Origin of the sequence: Butyrivibrio sp. TB (genome assembly GCF_900110805.1) — a bacterium.
Lineage (GTDB): Bacteria > Bacillota > Clostridia > Lachnospirales > Lachnospiraceae > Butyrivibrio > Butyrivibrio fibrisolvens_C.
The window spans coordinates 109007-124164 of record NZ_FOER01000002.1 but is presented as its reverse complement, the minus strand read 5'-3'; the positions used below and the strand labels follow the sequence as shown (position 1 = coordinate 124164).

At 40.1% G+C, this 15158-nt stretch carries 12 protein-coding genes; 1 reads left to right on the top strand and 11 read right to left on the bottom strand.

Annotated features, from left to right (window positions below):
- Positions 1–242 precede the first annotated feature (242 nt).
- The 4 genes from BMX21_RS01890 to BMX21_RS01875 all read right to left on the bottom strand — a co-directional run bounded on the left by BMX21_RS01890 (position 243) and on the right by BMX21_RS01875 (position 5758).
- Positions 243–1418: an ABC transporter substrate-binding protein gene (locus BMX21_RS01890; RefSeq protein WP_027203785.1), complete on the bottom strand. Its 1176-nt coding sequence runs from the start codon at positions 1416–1418 to the stop codon at positions 243–245.
- A 126-nt stretch (positions 1419–1544) separates the two neighbouring features.
- On the bottom strand, positions 1545–2957 hold the full coding sequence (locus BMX21_RS01885) for a UDP-N-acetylmuramoyl-tripeptide--D-alanyl-D-alanine ligase (protein ID WP_177173887.1): 1413 nt from the start codon (positions 2955–2957) through the stop codon (positions 1545–1547).
- A 235-nt stretch (positions 2958–3192) separates the two neighbouring features.
- Positions 3193–4293 carry a D-alanine--D-alanine ligase family protein gene (locus BMX21_RS01880; protein ID WP_092040659.1) on the bottom strand — a complete coding sequence of 367 codons (1101 nt, stop codon included), beginning with the start codon at positions 4291–4293 and terminating at the stop codon, positions 3193–3195.
- A gap of 16 nt (positions 4294–4309) precedes the next feature.
- Entirely contained in the window at positions 4310–5758 is a 1449-nt protein-coding gene (locus BMX21_RS01875) for a C69 family dipeptidase (RefSeq protein ID WP_092040656.1), read from the bottom strand.
- 754 nt (positions 5759–6512) lie between these two features.
- Here BMX21_RS01875 and BMX21_RS19910 point away from each other — a divergent pair.
- Complete coding sequence (locus BMX21_RS19910; RefSeq protein WP_051145335.1) at positions 6513–7445, top strand: helix-turn-helix domain-containing protein; 933 nt, start codon at positions 6513–6515, stop codon at positions 7443–7445.
- A 192-nt stretch (positions 7446–7637) separates the two neighbouring features.
- On the opposite strand, the gene BMX21_RS01865 is transcribed toward BMX21_RS19910, so the two are convergent.
- The 7 genes from BMX21_RS01865 to BMX21_RS01835 all read right to left on the bottom strand — a co-directional run bounded on the left by BMX21_RS01865 (position 7638) and on the right by BMX21_RS01835 (position 15158).
- The gene (locus tag BMX21_RS01865; RefSeq protein WP_022756468.1) at positions 7638–8252 is read right to left on the bottom strand and encodes a thymidine kinase; all 615 of its coding nucleotides are present in this window, start codon (positions 8250–8252) and stop codon (positions 7638–7640) included.
- A gap of 204 nt (positions 8253–8456) precedes the next feature.
- Positions 8457–9485 carry an SH3 domain-containing protein gene (locus BMX21_RS01860; protein WP_092040653.1) on the bottom strand — a complete coding sequence of 343 codons (1029 nt, stop codon included), beginning with the start codon at positions 9483–9485 and terminating at the stop codon, positions 8457–8459.
- Between the two features lie 124 nt (positions 9486–9609).
- Complete coding sequence (locus BMX21_RS01855; protein WP_177173886.1) at positions 9610–10869, bottom strand: GDSL-type esterase/lipase family protein; 1260 nt, start codon at positions 10867–10869, stop codon at positions 9610–9612.
- 133 nt (positions 10870–11002) lie between these two features.
- On the bottom strand, positions 11003–12373 hold the full coding sequence (locus tag BMX21_RS01850; RefSeq protein ID WP_092040645.1) for an MBOAT family O-acyltransferase: 1371 nt from the start codon (positions 12371–12373) through the stop codon (positions 11003–11005).
- A gap of 12 nt (positions 12374–12385) precedes the next feature.
- Positions 12386–13165, bottom strand: a complete 780-nt coding sequence (locus BMX21_RS01845) for a phosphatase (protein ID WP_092040641.1) — start codon at positions 13163–13165, stop codon at positions 12386–12388.
- A 136-nt stretch (positions 13166–13301) separates the two neighbouring features.
- Positions 13302–14429, bottom strand: a complete 1128-nt coding sequence (locus BMX21_RS01840; protein ID WP_092040638.1) for an NAD-dependent epimerase/dehydratase family protein — start codon at positions 14427–14429, stop codon at positions 13302–13304.
- A 15-nt stretch (positions 14430–14444) separates the two neighbouring features.
- Positions 14445–15158, bottom strand: a complete 714-nt coding sequence (locus BMX21_RS01835; protein WP_092040633.1) for an IspD/TarI family cytidylyltransferase — start codon at positions 15156–15158, stop codon at positions 14445–14447.

Below are 15158 nucleotides of genomic sequence, written 5' to 3'. Positions count from 1 at the left end.
ATGCACTTCGTACGATTACAGGATGTAATCCGTACATGCCCAGAAGTGCATGGATGCACTTCTATGTACTATTAATTTTAACCTAATAAAACGCGTCTTTCTAGAGATATGCATCAAATAAAGCTTAAAAAACATCAAGTTTTCAACTTGATTTAGTATTTTAAAAAAGGCATCCGGTACGGACTTCTATGCCCGAACCGGACTGCCTGCAATATTATCTGTATATATACGGATACAATTAATTATTCTGCAAGTACATACTCACCGTTTTTGATAACAACAGCCTTAGGCTCCTTGGTAGGCTCGCCCTCTGCTGACCATGTCATACCTGAAGATGTAAGGCCATCAACTGTTATCTGTGTCATTGCCGTCTTCATAGCATCACAGATATCAGATACACTCATAGAAGGTGTAACACCAGCCTTTTCTGCTGCTGCCTTGATAGCATATACAGCGTCATAAGCATCGGCTGCAAACTGGTTCGGAACGATATTATGTGCTTCCTGGAATTTCTTAACAAAGCTCTGTGTCAGATCATCAGTAGCATCTGCTGAGAAAGGAGTAAGAAGCATAAGTCCTTCTGCAAGAGATGTATCAAAGTTCTCAACTCCAAGGATACCATCCATACCATCGCATCCAAAGAATGTAGCAGTTACGCCCATAGTGGATGCCTGCTGGAGGATAAGCGCTGCCTCTGAATAATAGATAGGAAGGAAGATAAGCTCTGCCTTGCCATCGATTGCTTTCTGAATCTGAACTGAGAAGTCAGTCTTGGAATCTGATGTGAAAGCTTCCTGAGATACGATCTCAAGACCCTGGTTAGCAGCTTCTGCTACGAAAGTCTCTGTGATACCTGATGAGTAAACATCAGAGCTGTCATAGATGATCGCAATCTTAGTAGCAAGTTTGTTGGTTCCAATATACTGAGCGGAAGCTGTTCCCTGTGCCGGATCTGAGAAACATACACGGAATGCATTGTCATATTTAACACAGTCAACTGCTGATCCTGAAGGAGTTATCTGGAAAAGGTTGTCATTGTGAGACTCATCAGCAACTGCAATACAGCATCCACTTGTTGTAGAACCTACTACAAACTGAGCGCCCCAGTCTTTTAATGTATTGTAAGCATTAACTGACTTCTGGTTATCAAGCTCGTCATCTTCGGCCTTGTATTCAATCTTATATCCATTGATACCACCTTCGGCATTGATCTCATCTACTGCGATCTGTGCGCCCCAGGCAACTGCATTACCATAAGCTGCTGCACCGCCTGTAAGAGGTCCTATAGCACCAATCTTAAATACATCCGAAGATCCGCCTTCTGAGCCGGAGCCAGAGCCTGAATTTGATCCGCAGCCTGACAGAAGTGAAAGTGCCATAACTGCGCACATAGATATGCCTAACAGTTTCTTTTTCATAATAAATCCTCCTTAATTTTAGTATATGAGAACGAAACAAAACTTGTATCCTTGTATACAATATACTCAAAATCTTATTTTTTATTATGTCACACTTTTACACTTTGTCAAGTCAAAGCGTTAAATTTATGCATTATCTTTACAAAACTGGGCTAATTTCTCAAGTGCCATGGCATGAGATGCCTTGAAATAAAGAACTGCTCCATCAGTAAGAAGGTTATTTAACTGATCCTTGGCGCTCTCGGCATCATCATAGCTTGTAATATCAGTAAGACCGCCGCGCCTTGCTTCATCAGCTATATACCTTGCTCTCTTACCTATAGTTATGAGAGTATCTATAGACAGCTCAGCAGCTTTTTTGCCAACACTTCTGTGAAGATCTTCTTCGAGATCACCAAGTTCCAGCATATCTCCAAGAACAGCGATGCGCTTTGTTGCATCTGTATTGGCAAGTGTATGAAGACCTGCTTTCATAGACTGAGGATTTGCATTATAGGTATCATTATAGATTATGATACCGTTTCCAAGTTTCCAGGTCTCCATTCTCATGGCTGTGGGCTTATAGTGCTTTATTCCGGCGAATATCTCTTCATAAGACATATCCAGCTTCTTAGCAATAGCTGTCGCAGTAAGAACAGGATATATCATATGTCTTCCTCTTGCGGGAACCTTGATAGTATCTCTTTCATCAATTCCTGAACGGGTTCTTCTGACTATCATAGTGAATTCAAGACCGTCCTGAATGGTATCATCAATACTCAGAGCACCAAAGTCTGCATCTTCATCTTCACCGACCCATTTGAACTTATAATCAGACATCATCTGCTTATCATCTTTGAGCTTAACAAGATACTCGTCGTCAGCATTCATGACAGCAAGACCGCCAAGAGACAGTCCTTCAAATATCTCACACTTAGCCTTGAAGATGTTCTCTCTTGATCCAAGATTACCGATATGAGCATCACCTATATTGGTTATGACAGCCATAGTAGGATGCGCCATGTGAGTAAGATATCTGATCTCACCTTCATGATTCATCCCCATCTCAACTACTGCCACTTCAGTATCTCTATCTATTCTAAAAAGAGTTCTGGGAACACCTATATTATTATTATAGTTACCTTCAGTAGCTACTACTTTGTACTTCTCTGAAAGTACGGATGCTATCATATCCTTCATTGTTGTCTTACCAACACTACCTGTAACTGCAATTACAGGAATCTGGAACTGCATGCGATAGTAGCTTGCAAGATCTCCTACTGCAAAAAGAGTATCAGGAACAAGTACATAGAACTTGCCTGGGATCATCTCTTCAGGCTCTTTGGATACTATAGCTCCGACTGCTCCCGCATTAAGAGCCGGATTTACAAACTTGTGACCGTCCATTTTTTCGCCAACTATAGCTATAAACAGATCACCTGCCTGCGCCTTTCTGTTATCGGATATGACGCGTCTTACAATTGTATCCTCAGGAATATCGGGAGTTAAAAGTTTACCATTTGTAGATTCAATAATTTCTTTAAGAGTAATATTCTCCATGCTTAACCTCATGTCGCGAGCAAAGCGAGTGACTAATGGTTCAAATTGGTGGAGCTCGCGACACCAATTTGGGTTTGAAAGTGAAACACTTTCAAACTTATCCTCATCTTTCACTAACAATACAAATACTATCTATATCATTTATTATATACGAAATATTGGTAATTGTGATTATTATTAATCGTTATATAAACAAAGAAGGCGCCAAAAGATTCTTTTGACACCTACTATGTTTTTATTTTGTACTTTGTATATCACTATCTGTTGTATATCTGCGGCGCCACTTATCAAGCGCATCCTCAACTATAAGCTGACACAGATCATCATATTCGATGCCTACAACACCTGCTTCCTGAGGCACAAGGCTTGTAGGAGTCATGCCGGGAAGTGTATTTACTTCAAGGAAGTATATATTGTCATTAGCATCTACTATAAAATCCGAACGGGAATAGGTCCTAAGTTCAAGAGTCTCATGGACTTTAAGAGCCATCTCACCCATCTTCTTTGCAAGATCATCTGAAAGTCTTCCGGGACATATATGATCAGCTCCGTCAGCATTGTACTTATTCTTGTAGTCGTATCCGCCTTCTACAGGAACGATCTCTACGCTTGGAAGTGCTTTTCCTTTAAGTACTGCATTGGTAAATTCTCTTCCCTCGATGAACTGCTCTATAAGAACATCACTGCCATATTCAAGAACATTTTTAAGAGCGCTCTCAAACTCATTCTTATCTTTGATGATATATACACCAACTGACGATCCGCCGGTAGGAGTCTTAACTACGCATGGAACATCGTTTTCTTCCATCATACGCGGGATGTCTGCTTCTGTTACACCTGTGTAGGAATTCCACTTAGGAGTATTAACTCCCTGAGGCGCAACCATCTGTTTAGTCATGATCTTGTCCATACCGATAGCTGCTCCAAGGTGTCCTGATCCTGTATAAGGTATTCCCAGAAGATCGAAAGTTGCCTGGAGACGTCCGTCTTCACCATTAAGTCCGTGAAGAGCTACAAATACAACATCTGCCTTAGTACATATTTCAAGAACTCCTCTTCCAAAAAGTGAAGGGCTCTTGAACTTACGCTCAGATCTTACCCTCTCAAGATCAGGTGTAAGACCGTCAAAAGACACCTCCTTAAGCTCAGGAAGATTATCAAAGAGCTGTCCGGGATCTGCAATAACATCCTCTCCCATCTCTTCAAGACCCATATACATATCTACAAGAACTGCTCTATGACCTTTTCTTCTGAGTGCTCCACACACCTTGGTTCCTGAGATAAAAGAAATCTCACGTTCTGTGGAAAGACCTCCACATAATACAACTATATTCATAATAAACCTCTTTTACTTATGCATCAGATCTGGCATAAGAATTCTTCATAACATTGCTGGCTTCTTTGAGAACCTGGTTCAGAACCTTGCGAGTCTCTTCCTGAACCATCTTAGCAGTTTCATTATTGGCTTTCTCGCTTATCTTAACAGCTGCTCCGGCTTTGGCATTTTTAAGCTCTTCATCATAACGGTTAATGATCTCATGACACTTTCCATGAACCTTAAGCTGATAACGCTCTATAAGATTAAGACTTGTCTTGTATGAAGCATTGGCAAGAGCACCTATAAGTCTGCTGTTCCAGTAGAAAGAATCAGTGGATACGTCCGCATCACAGGTTCCAAGGAACTTGGGCACTTCATTTATATTAACGTACATAGGAACCATTACGTTAAATACATTGGATCCGAATGCAACCCACTGGATTGCAGGAGCATCAGGTCTTATCTGAAGAAGTGACATAAAGTCTGTACGGTTAACTCCTATAGAACGGAATGCTCCTCTCATAGAAGGATCCCCGTAACTTGCATATGGATCATACGGTGTTCCCTGGAAGTGGCTTGACAGAAGATACTTAACATCCTCTTCTGTGATCTTCTTCTCAGGAATAAGTGACCATGGTATATCATTAGAATCAGGTCTATAGTCTGCTGTAGGTCCGTCCCAATAATAGGTATGAGGATTTAAGTATCTCTCCATATACCATGCTCTTGGTGTGTTATATACATGATCTGCATCTTCATGTGAACCAAAAGCATATCTTGCATTAAAGCCTTCAGAAATCGACAGATCAAGATGACCTTTTTCTATAAATTCTCTCATATCAGATGAGCACATATGTTCTTTCTGAGCGCCGAGAGCATCATCAAGGTCAAACATATCTATACCCATCTGGTTGGGCATTACAACATAAGCTTCATCCGGAACTCTTCTTGCGATCCAGTGATGTCCGCCTATTGTCTCAAGCCACCACACTTCATCCTTATCTGCAAATCCGATACCGTTCATCTCATAGGTACCATATTTTTCAAGAAGTGATCCAAGACGCACTACACCTTCTCTTGCACTCTTTATATAAGGCAGTGTCAGAACCACAAGATCCTCTTCACCGATTCCGCCTTTTTTAAGTGACGCATCAAGGCAAGGATCAAGTCCCTGAACTCTCTCGTTAGAAGTTATAGTCTCTGTAGCTGTCATAGCTACTCCTGCAGCATTGATACCACTTGCTGCCCATATTCCTTCTCCTTCTACAGCATTGGGTACGCAGGTATACTGCATAGGATCATCAGGAAGATCTATCTTGGCATTTGAAATAACTGATTTATATTTTCTAGGCTGCTCCTTAGGCTTTACTACAGTGAATTTCTTGGGAGTGTATCCACCGGCACCGGAATCATCGTTTCTAGCCATCATAGTCGAGCCATCGTAAGAAGCTTTCTTACCTACAAGTATTGTAGTACAAGGCATGATTGTTCCTCCTTTGTAGTTCGTTTAGGGCCTGAATCAATAGAATCACCGGACCATCTTGCATACGCCTTATGACTATATTGATTCAAGTCCTAAATATCCAAAAATAAAACTAAACCCTACATATAATAACTGTATTCCTATAAAAACTCAACCCGGGCCCTACTGCCACATGTAGGTTATATCTATGACTGGTTTCTTTTTGCAATTATCAAAGCATCTTTTGCCACAAGGAATTCATCCATTATCTTATTTTGTAATTTACTGATCCAATATCTCATTTTATGATTTACTGATCTGATATTTTTAGTCATTTACTTATTTACTGATCTGATACATCTAGTGATTTACAGATCTGATACATTTAGTGATTTACTGATCTAATATATTGTTCGGTTACATTATAGTAGTATCACATGCCAAAAGATGTATACGTTATATCGTTTACTGCTAGTAAACAAAAGAATATAATAATTATTAATTGGATAGATATTGTTACTAATCCAATATTTATTTTCGATTTTCGAAGATAAATCATAAAAAGCGTGAATAATACAGTATTATCAAAAGCATAGAATTAGTAAAAAAGTATCTTAATAGTCATTGTTTTTATATTATTTTAAATATTTTTTTGGTAAACCCTAATATTTTTAATATTTTTGGCGAAATATGATTTGGAACCGTTTTTTCGTTAACTTTGTGTCCTGATTTTTCAGGGCGCCTTAAAGATTTTTTGAAAAAAAGGAGAAAAATCATGGCAAAAGCAAGTCCTGCAGCAAAAGCTGCAAAGAAACCTGTAACGGCCAAAAAGGCAGTAGCTGCCAAGAAGCCAGCTGCAAAAAAGACTGCAGCAGTAAAAGCTGAAGCTAAGAAGACCGAAGCTAAGAAGCCCGCTGCAAAAAAAGCTGAAGCTAAGAAAACTACTACTAAGAAGACAGCTGCAAAGGCTACACCTGCTAAGAAGGTTGTAGCAAAAAAGGCCGCTACAAAGACAGTAGCTAAAAAGCCCGCAACCAAGAAGACCGTAGCTAAGAAGACTGCTATCAAGAAGGCTGCTACCAAGAAGACTGTAGCTAAGAAGGTTGCAGCTGCTAAGAAAGCTCCTGCAAAGAAGGTTACAACAGCTAAGAAGGCTGTAGCTAAAAAGCCTGTAGCTAAGAAAGTAACTTCTATCAAGAAGGCTGCTAAGAAGACTGTAACCAAGAAGGTTGCAGCTGCTAAGAAGGCTCCTGCAAAGAAGATCGCAGCAGCTAAGAAAGCTACCGCTAAGAAGGTTACAACTGTTAAAAAGCCTGCTACCAAGAAGGCTGTCGACAAGAAGGTTCTTGTAGCTGATCCTTTGAAGTCCGTATCCGTAGCTGACAGAAAGATGGCTAAAGAGCAGTACGGCAAGAGAGTTAAAGAGCTGCGTCAGTCCTGTGGTCTTACACAGAGTGACCTTGCTAAGGCTCTTGGTGTAACTCCAGGCTATATCAGCAATGTTGAGAACAATCGTACAGCGATGTCTCTCCATATCCTGATCTATTTCGCTCAGCTTACAGGCCAGACACTTGATTCACTTGTTGGTGAACTTGAGCCCGCTTACAAGCAGTCCGCAATTGATAAGAAGATCAACACGATCGTATCAAAACTTAGCAACAAGGACAAAGAAAAGCTCGTTAAGATGCTCAGCGTATGGTCCAAATAATATCAAAGACTAAGATTCATCCGTGATATACCTTATCTGCGATGAATTTTGATCAAGGATTTTATATCCGACAAAAAAGGTACCCTCAGTACAGACTCTGCGCTGTGGGTACTTTTGTGTTTCGCTTACTTTAAATGCTTTCCACTTTGAATATGAATATCTCCAGTGGAAATCTCATTTTATAATAATTTTTTATTTTTTATAATCAATGTCGCGTTCTCTGGCGCCGGTAACTTCGCCGCTTCTAAAGTGACGTCTGCAGACTGATACATAGGCTTCATCTCCGCCCAGCATGACCTGCTCTCCTTCTCTTACGATCCTGCCACCTACTACTCTTGCATTAAAGTGCGCTCTTCTTCCGCACCAACATACAGTAGGAACCTCTTCGATCTTATCAGCTATCTCCATAAGGCGCTTAGATCCCGGGAAGAGATTGCTCATGAAATCTGTTCTAAGGCCATAGCACATAACGGGAAGATCATAAGAATCAACCAAAAGAGCGAACTTGTCCACCTGCTCTTTGGTAAGGAACTGGGCTTCATCTATGATGACACAGTCAAGATTCTTCCAGTCGTCTTTTTCTCCTTTTATCCACTTATCAGCTTCTTCTAAAAACTCTTCCACAAAATCACACTCTTTTGAAAGACCCATTCTGGATTTTATGATCCTTTCGCCATCACGAGTATCGGTTTTAGGTTTTAACAAGATCGCATTCTGTCCTTTTTCAAGATAATTGTGATGAACCATGAGAGCATTAGCTGTTTTGGAGCTTCCCATAGCGCCGTACCTGAAATAAAGCTTAGCCATAACTATATCCCCCGTTTTTTATTTACCGCCTTGCGGTATTATTATAAGCTCAAACTTACCACCAGTGTACTGGCTTGTTATTATTTGATCAAAAATGAACAAGCCAGTACCCTAGCTGTGCAACAAATCTGAGTTGCCATAAAAAAAGTGCCAGCAGTAACATGTGGCACTTTTACTCTTATATTTTATTATACACAAATAATCTTAATCGATCACTGAAATATAATAATTATAAAGGCTTGTATATGTAGCATTGTTATAATGCAGGCCGTCAGAAGATGAGAAGCCGTTTTGCATAAGATAATTATAGCTGTCTATCCATTTGATCCTGGAATCAAGTCCCGACTTAAGTGCACTGTTAAATGTCTCTATCTGCTCATTGGTAACTGTTGTATCGCCAACAGGTGTTACCGCTGAGTAATACACTTCCATTCCTTTACTTTCCCAAAGGTCTATATAGGAATTGATAAGCTCTATATATTTAGAAGCATTGCCAAGATCGTTGACACCAAGATTGATGATAACTTTGGTACCTTCATGTGCATAATCGTCAATAGAATCTATATTGTCCTTGAGCCAATAATAGCCCTTGCCGACTTCGCACAGCCAGGTATAATCACCATTCTTAACTGCATATTCCATACCTACAGTTCTGGAATCGCCTACAAATATGATATCAGATGAAGATGCCACAGGAGCTGTGTCTATAACAAGCGGCTCCGGCTCTGTATCCTGCATATATGCATCAATAACATATACAGTCTGGCCGTCATAATCAAGTGCATACCAGCCGTTATCAGTCTGACCTGTCGCAACAACCTGTGTGCCATAAGCTAGAGTTGTGACTACATCATAGGATGTATCAGGGCCAAGTCTTACGTTAACATTATTGTTGGCATAAAGCGGTATCGCATCATCATACCATGTCACAGTATAAGCCTCTTCCTCTTCTTCCTGGTCTACACGTCCTAACAGAAGAAGTGTATCTTCAAGCTCGCCGGTATCAGCACTATCTTCAGAAAGCTCATCAGCTGATGAGTCTTCGATAGATGCCTTATAAGAAGCCAGATCAAGAGTAGCAGCTTCTGCATATCTTACATTGGCAGATTCCTTATATGATACATAAGATCCATAAGAAATCAGTGATAATGTCAAAGCCGAAAGTATTGCAACCGGTATAGCGATAACCTTTTTATTTAATTTAGAACATTTTTTAAATTTCGTTGCTTTCATAACGTCGTATTATAATAGTTATTACATTTTTTGTCAAATCTTTATAATCGATCGTTCATATTTGCATTGTTTATTATTATAACAAAGGCCTGTCAGAGGCGCTTCTATTCTGAATCTATATACTTTACTGCGCAGCTACAGCAGCATGGGTCTTGAGATATTCATACCACATAGTATAGGCAGCCGCTTTAAGATGAACTCCGTCAAAAGATATATCAGCCTGAAGATTGCCATACTCATCATCAAATGCTTCATTGATATCAAGATAGAAGATCCGTCTGTTATCAGCCAAAGTCTTTAGAGCTTCACTTCGAGTATTGATAACTCCATTGATAGAGTCATTCGGTGCCTTGGTGTTATCATACTCTGCTGTAACATGCATGATAGCCTGAAGATAGATAATAGCATCAGGACATGCTGCCTGTATCTTGCCGATAACTTCTATATAATTATTGAGCCATCCATCTGTTGATCCATATCCTATCTCATTGATACCTACCATGATATAGACTTTCTTAAAGTCCTTGCCTGCAAGAGCCTGATCAAGCGTAAGTTTGCTCCCACCGGACTTTACAAAGGCTTTGTTATTGGCTTCATATATAGAAAGTGAAACCTTGCCATAGAAGGTTGCCTGCTCGTCCAGCTCCTCGCAGTACTCAGAAAGTCCCACAGTCCTTGAATCCCCTATAAAAAGGGCATCTGCAAAGTAGTCAGCATCGACAGTCCCTGTTGTAGTCATATATGGAAACTGTTCTATAGGCGCTTCTTCACTACTATCCATAGTTCCGGATGCATCTTTCGTAGAAGCATCAGCCTTACCTGTAGCAGAACTTAAAGCACCCTCAGAACAATCATCTTGGCTCTGGCCTTCAGTGCCTGCATCAGAAGCTTTATTAGAAGCTGTATTAGAAGCTGTATTAGAAGCTGCTTCAGAAGATCCCCCAGCTACCGTATTATTTGCAGCATTTTCTTTGGAAGAACCCTTACCTGCACTATTCTTCTTATCATCTTCAGATGAACTGCCGCTGCCAGGTACCAGCTTGTTGTTACCGCCGCTACCACCATTTGCATTATCATTTGACAATCCGGCAGAATCCGAGCCGCCGTCCTTGATACTGCCTCTTGTAACATCAAGATAATACTCAGCATCGTGAGTCTGAGTCATCTCTATAAAATCATCTGTCACATAAAATGGTGTGGCACCATCAGCTATCCCTCTCATGGCAAGAGATAACAAAGGGGTCTTATAGTCATAATTATAGTATGAGTATATACCGTCTTTTTGATATGCTGAAATAAACGTCACGATAAGCGACGATGTAACTACTGCTGTTAAGAGTGGAGCATGTATTAAGTTATACCATTTTTTGTTTTCTTCGCTCATGTTTGACCTCATGATCATCATTAGCCCATATTATTTAAATTCATAGACAAGTAATTGGATTAAATGTAAATAAGCAAGTAACACTAGTGTGCTGGCTCATTCATATTTGATTAAATATGAACGAGTCAATACACTAGAATCTCAGATACATAAGCGGATTACCTGCTGTATTTGCAATACTAAAGATACAAAGCCAGAACAGTGCAAAAAGGACAACAACAGAAAGCGGATGCTTTCTTTTCTTTTCACAAAAATCAAATACACATGGTATAAGAAGGACAAGTCCCGGCAATATATACGGCCAATATAAGCCCAGATACTTGATATAATCTGAGGAATTGACATATGCACTATTTCCAAAAAACGGGAATAGCCTTGTCATATATACCTTGAGCCTGTCCATATCACTTATTGCAAAAATAACCCACGAAACAGGAATCAGTATTAATACATTCAACCTTGATACTACGTTAAATAGTTTATCGCTTAATGATATTATATACTTTTCTGAAAGAATTATTACGAATAACAACATCCCCCAGATAATAAAGTTGGGAGTAACCCCATGCCAGATACCTGTCACAAGCCATACTACAAACAGGTTGACGATGCTGCGAATATCGCCCTTACGGCTTCCTCCCAGGGGTATATAGATATAGTCCCTAAACCAGGTTCCAAGGCTCATGTGCCATCTTCTGTAGAAATCTCTAACGCCTTTTGCAGCATACGGGTGATCAAAGTTCTTAATAAACGGAAATCCCAAAGCTACGCCAAGACCTGCTGCCATGAGTGAATATCCCCAGAAATCAAAGTATAGGTCAAGTGAATAGGAAAGAGCTCCTATCCAGGAAAGAGGAACCGAGATACTCTCATATCCTATCGTATTAAGATCTCTCCAAAGTATAGCCAGATGGTCAGCTATAAGTATCTTCATAGACATTCCTGCTATGAAGTATTTAAGACCGTCTTCTATATTGCTTAGATATATGCCTACCCTCTCTTTTCTTGATGATATGTCCTTGTCTATGAGAATCGCACTACTGTACATATCACCGGCACGCATGATAGGCCCTTGCAATATCTGGGGGAAAAAGTAAAAGTAGGAGGCAGTTGTCTTAAAATCAAGGCGCTCTTTAAGCTTGCCCGTATACAGATCTGCCTGATAAGATATCATCTTAAAGACATAGAAGCTTATACCAATAGGAAGATAATCCATGGAGATAAATAGTCCCAGCATCTTGAATAGCATTAATAGACCGGCATCCAATAAAACAGCCAGTGCAAGGAACTTCTTATCACCAAGACTAGTCTTAGCTGCGATCAGATAATTGATCACAGTAGCGCCTAGAAGTACCAGACACCATTTTGGTTCTCCAAGGGTATAAAAAATAAAGCTTCCGAAAAATAGTACCCACATGCGCATAGCAGCAGGTACCATATAATATATAAGAATAAAACACGGAACGAATCTAAAAATAAATAAAAGGTCCGTAAGTGACGACATTTATGTATCCTCTTATGAAGGAAGATATGACATAAATGACTTCTCGTCCCTGTTAGCTACAAGCTCCATCGGGAAATCTACACTTTCAAGGAGCTTAACTACATTATCAAATCTTCCAACATCATATGAAACATGTGCATCTGTTGAAACGCAGATAGGAGCGCCCAGCTGCGCGCAGCGCACAAGTATTTGTTTGCATCTATCGTAAATCATATCATCCCAGCCAAAGCTATGTTCATTGATCTCAATGAGCTTGTGCATATCACGAGCAGCTTTGACAACACTGTCTATATCAAAGTCAAGACCAGATCTTCCGATATGACCAAGAATAATAACCTTGGAATTGGAAAGAGCCTTGATATACATATCTGTGATCCGGCTCTTTGAAGCATTATCTGTAAAATCCTTATTATGAACAGATGCGATGATATAATCAAGTCTTCTGGCAACCCGTCCGTATAAAGAATCTGCTTCACTTATATTCTTGTCGATAACTCCTTTTTCAGCATTTATATCGTGTCCAAAAAGATTACCTTCAAGATCCACTATGTCAGCTTCGCATCCGCGAAGAAGCCTGACACCATACCACTGTCTTGGAAGACAGCTCAGATTATAAAAATACTGATAATGCTTGCTTTCCATATAATCAGGAAAAAGCATAGCACTAAAATGATCTGTAACTCCTAAAAGCTCAAGATTCTGAGCACATGCTGCTCTTACATTCTCTTCAATGGTCGAATACGCATGTCTTGAATACAGAGTATGCGTGTGTAAATCTGTACGTAATTCCAAAACTAAAACCTCTAACTAAAATACTAAAACAAAAACACTTAAATAAAACTTAATACCTAAACTTCTCTATCTGCGTCCCTGTGCAGATAAGAGCAGTTAAAGACTTACTACATTAACAAATGTATTAACCCCTGCGTTAATCACCGGCCTGTCTTATGATACGGATCGTGTGATCGGCGCCTTGTCTTGCATCAAATAGTCCTCTCCAGCCAAGAGACAACAATTTACCAGCGTCAAGACTTGAATCAGGCATTGGATTATCAGAAACCTTACCCGCATTAAGACTTGAACCGTGCATTGTATTGTCCAAAGCCAAAGTCGCGCTACTATCCTGTGAGATATCATTATCTGCTATAGATAATCTGACACCACCTGCACTTGCAATATAACTCATCATACTCCTAAGAGTAAGCACAGACTCGGGATTTGAGATATTATAAGCATCTGCGCTATTACCGCGAAGTAGTATCGTCAGAATTGCAGACGCACAATCAAGCATATAACAGTATGACCTTCGTTGCAAGCCTTGGCTTTTCATCTTGAGTTCACGGCCATGTGCAGCATCTATTGCAAACTGCGCTGCGATATGATCATCTCCGGGTCTTGCGGTAGGCCCATATACATGCCCGGGTCTTGCTATTACAGTTTTTATTTTCCTATCAAAAGCATAGCATGCGCAAAGTGTCTCACAGCTTCTTTTACCGCAGGAATATGAAGATCTTGGATTTAATATATCAATGTAACCGTAGTCATCCTCTTTAAATGGTCCGCCTTTTTCGCTTATGCCATACACTTCTGATGATGATATATATAAGGTTGAGATAGTCTTATTAGCATCTGCATATTCCAAAAGCTCTCTAAGAAGGCCCATATTATAATACAAAGAATCAATTGGATGAGCGCCAATATCCGACGGAGCTGACGGACCTATCCCCTCTATGATGTAAGAAATATTATCAGGAAGCTTATCTATAAGACTCCCTTTCTTACTACTGTCAAACTTAACAGCTGTACAGTATTCAGACTCTGCATATTTGGAAAACCGCTCTAGCAGCGTCTTATCATCACGCCCTGCAAGATAGATATGAATGCCTGCATCTTCTTTTTCATTATATCTAAAAAGAAGATCAGCTATAGCAGAGCATACCATACCTCTTGCACCTACGATAAGGACAGATGTTCCCTTCATGTCCTTAAGCACATCTGTATGCTCTATGATAAGATCAAGATCTGACATATATAGATCGCTTTTATATAGATTCATAAGTATTCCTTGCTATCACTGCTTGAGCCATTCACTACGTTTTGCTGACAAAAGAGCCTTGAATATATCTATATCTTCAAGTGTTGTCAGCTTGACATTTTTTTCAGAACCTATGGAAAAATGAACCTGCTGCCCCATTTCTATCATAAGGGTACATGATGCTATAGAACCGGTAATGCCCTTCTTAAGAGCTCTTCTATGAAGATCGCATATATCTCCAAGCCTAAAGCCCTGAGGAGTCTGTGTTCTCTTAAGTCCATCCCTTGGATACGAACCTGTAGATACCTTCTCATCGTCAGTTGTGAGCATAGCTTCTGCACAGGGGATAACAGCTATAGCATTGCCATACATGCTTGTAACTCTGATGCAGTCTGATATTATCTCAGCTGATACAAGAGGCCTTATGGCATCGTGGATGAGGATTATATCATCCTTGCTATGACTTTTCTCCAAAGCATAGACACCATTTCTTATAGATGCCTGTCCGCAGTCGCCGCCTGGGATGACGCTTTTAAGCTTAGTGATACCAAACTGCCTTGCATAGGCCATAAGAACCTGTTCCCAGCCTTCTATACAGACAACTGCTATCTCATCTATCTCAGGATGATGCTCGAAAGCTTCAAGTGTATATACTATTACCGGTCTGTCGTTTATAGAAAGGAACTGCTTAGGGATATCCTGATGCATCCTCTCGCCGCTTCCACCGGCTATGATAAGTGCTATATTCAT

Coding starts and splice junctions, on each gene's coding strand:
- BMX21_RS01890 (WP_027203785.1), bottom strand. CDS start 1,418: ATGAAAAAGAAACTGTTAGGCATATCTATGTGCGCAGTTATGGCACTT.
- BMX21_RS01885 (WP_177173887.1), bottom strand. CDS start 2,957: ATGGAGAATATTACTCTTAAAGAAATTATTGAATCTACAAATGGTAAA.
- BMX21_RS01880 (WP_092040659.1), bottom strand. CDS start 4,293: ATGAATATAGTTGTATTATGTGGAGGTCTTTCCACAGAACGTGAGATT.
- BMX21_RS01875 (WP_092040656.1), bottom strand. CDS start 5,758: ATGCCTTGTACTACAATACTTGTAGGTAAGAAAGCTTCTTACGATGGC.
- BMX21_RS19910 (WP_051145335.1), top strand. CDS start 6,513: ATGGCAAAAGCAAGTCCTGCAGCAAAAGCTGCAAAGAAACCTGTAACG.
- BMX21_RS01865 (WP_022756468.1), bottom strand. CDS start 8,252: ATGGCTAAGCTTTATTTCAGGTACGGCGCTATGGGAAGCTCCAAAACA.
- BMX21_RS01860 (WP_092040653.1), bottom strand. CDS start 9,485: ATGAAAGCAACGAAATTTAAAAAATGTTCTAAATTAAATAAAAAGGTT.
- BMX21_RS01855 (WP_177173886.1), bottom strand. CDS start 10,869: ATGAGCGAAGAAAACAAAAAATGGTATAACTTAATACATGCTCCACTC.
- BMX21_RS01850 (WP_092040645.1), bottom strand. CDS start 12,373: ATGTCGTCACTTACGGACCTTTTATTTATTTTTAGATTCGTTCCGTGT.
- BMX21_RS01840 (WP_092040638.1), bottom strand. CDS start 14,429: ATGAATCTATATAAAAGCGATCTATATATGTCAGATCTTGATCTTATC.
- BMX21_RS01835 (WP_092040633.1), bottom strand. CDS start 15,158: ATGAATATAGCACTTATCATAGCCGGTGGAAGCGGCGAGAGGATGCAT.